Origin of the sequence: Stenotrophomonas maltophilia group sp. RNC7 (genome assembly GCF_030910085.1) — a bacterium.
In the GTDB taxonomy this organism is placed as follows: domain Bacteria; phylum Pseudomonadota; class Gammaproteobacteria; order Xanthomonadales; family Xanthomonadaceae; genus Stenotrophomonas; species Stenotrophomonas sepilia.
In genome coordinates this window covers 1-2,516 of sequence record NZ_JAVFVN010000881.1, presented here as the reverse complement: position 1 = coordinate 2,516, position 2,516 = coordinate 1, and the positions used below count along the sequence as shown (strand labels likewise).

Sequence of the window (2,516 nt, the reverse complement as noted above, 5' to 3'; positions counted from 1 at the left end):
CTTTCCCGCTGTTCTGACTCTTATTTTGGTTATTAGTTGAAGAACTATATCCGTTGGCAATACCATTTGCTATTCCATTAGTAGTATTTTTTTCTCTTTCCTGTGGATTTAAGGGTTGAATTAAGGCTTGTTTATAATTGTTTATTGGCGTACGATTTGTGATCCTGGCATTTGTCATAAAAGAACTATTGTTATTTAATTGCCCTAATAAATATCCGGTTGCTAAGGGGAATAGCGCCGACTCCCATCCCAAACCACTATCCGACCCCTTATTTTCTGATTTTATGTATTCACTCTTTAAAGGACCTCCTGGGGGGAGTTCTTCGAAACATTCCTTGGTTTGATTTTGGTTAGCAAAAGAAGAACAATCTTCGCTCTTCAAATTATCTTGTTCGGTATTATAATTTGCTACAACTGATTCATCAGCTTCTACATCTGGCATACAACCTGCTAATAAAAATGTAGAAATGCCTAATTTACTTGCAATCGCAATAAATTGTTTGTTTTTCATCTTCATTTTTGTCACCTCACCAATATATTAGTATCTTATAGAACACTTTGTTTTTTTGGTTTTTTTTCTTTTTCTTTATTCTTATAATTACTAAAAGGTTCAAACCCCGCGGCTTCTAACGCCTTTTTATAAGATCCGAACTGTCTTACAAATGGATAATTCGTCACAGGTAATTCCGCTACACGTGGGACCTTTCCTGTTTTCTGATTGTATTCTTTTATCATATTGATTAATTGTTTTTTTGAATATCCACGTGTTCTTTCAAGTCCCGCTTCTTCTAGTGCTTTATACCAACTGCCGAAATACAATATTACCGTTTTATGTGATACAGATATCTCTCTAACTCTGGGTACCCTTCCCAACTTCCTAGTTACTTCCTGAATAGCACTAATAATTTCCGTTTTTTTGTTCACACATGCTGCTTCGAGTACTTTTTCCCAGGTTGGAAAAAACCTTATATACGTATGGGTGTGTATTCCTGTTTCGCTTTGTTTTGGTATCCTTTTTAAGTTCTGTGCTGTTTCCTGTATTGTTTTAATAATCTTTTCTTTAGTAAACGTAATATCTGCTTCGGGAGATAATCCTGCAACTAGCAATGCCCTTTTCCATGAACCAAATTGGTATTCAAACCACTTTCTTTCTATAGTTAATTCTTTGGGTTTTGGGTTTCTATTTAATTTTTTTGCATGATTAATCAGTTCACTTATCAATTGCTCTTGAGAATACAAGGTTGAAATATTGAATAACTGAAATATATTTGCTGCTTCCAACACTTCGAACCATGTATCAAAGTATTTAAAGAGATTACCTTCAGTAACTGCTACATCATTTATTAGAGGGACCCTTTTTATTTTTTTAGCCGTGCTGTTTATTTCTTCTATAACCCCTTTTTTCGTATAGACTCTTTTTGTTACAGTTTTTTTATCATGAAAATCATATCCAGCTACTGTTTCATAATAAGAAAATCCTGCTGCTTCTATTACTTCGATCCAATCTTTGAAATAAGCGTAGTAAATTGCATTGTTGGGAATATCAGTTGGACATGGGACTTTATTTAAATTTTTAGCAACCTGTTGTATTTGTCCTACTAACTCTTGCCGTGTATATTTCTTTCTAGATGTAGTAAACCCAGCTAACTTGAGAGCGTTGTTCCATGACCCAAACCTCCGTTGATACTTGCCAATTGGGAACTTGTGCTCATCACAATCTACTTTTCTTGGTCTTCTCCCAATCTTATTTCCGAATTCAATTAGCTCTTCTAATAGTTCCTCATCACTTTTGTACCTTTCACTTTTTAAATCCGCCTCTAGTAATGCATTTTCCCAACTGCCAAACACTCTAGTAATAGATGAATTTTGTCTTATTTCATAAGACCTTGGTACATGGCCTAAACGTTCATATTCGTCTCTTAGTATCTGTATTAATTCCTCTTTTGTGTATTTACCTTTAGTCTCTATATTTAGGCCTGCTTCTATTAGTGCATTAGACCACGATCCAAACCTATTAATTGCAATGTTTGAGTAAGGTACATCTTCTGCTCTTGGTGTTTTCCCCAACTTTTTTGCGACAGATTGAATATTATCTAATATTTGTTTATCTGTTAAATACTTTGAATCCGGATTATATTTTCTATTTGGTTTAAACCCTGCTGCTTCCAGCGCATTACTCCAACATCCAAAATGTCTCTCAATTATATATTTGGATACTGTTGTTATTTCTTTGCATTTTGGCACCCTATTAAGCTCTTTTGCTTTTTTTTGAATTACCTCTATTATTTTCTCTTTATTGTATTTCCCCTTTATATTACGTCCTCTATTTGCTTTAAACCCTGCTGCTTCTAATAAGTTACTCCAACACCCAAACTCCATTACAATCAAATTCTTTGTTTCTTTATCCACATCTTTTATTTTTGGTACTCGATGTAACTCATCTGCAATTTGTTTAATTTTTTTTATCAACATTAATTTGGTTGCCTTCTCCACTACAATTCCCCCTGATTAAATAA

The 2,516-nt window shown here is 34.0% G+C and carries 2 protein-coding genes; both read right to left on the bottom strand.

Annotated elements, in window-relative coordinates:
• The coding region (locus RCF13_RS21770) for a hypothetical protein (protein ID WP_308141545.1) at window positions 1-517 on the bottom strand (517 nt) is incomplete at its 3' end.
• Between the two features lie 29 nt (window positions 518-546).
• Window positions 547-2,493: a hypothetical protein gene (locus RCF13_RS21765; RefSeq protein ID WP_016121638.1), complete on the bottom strand. Its 1,947-nt coding sequence runs from the start codon at window positions 2,491-2,493 to the stop codon at window positions 547-549.
• Between the last annotated feature and the right edge of the window lie 23 nt (window positions 2,494-2,516).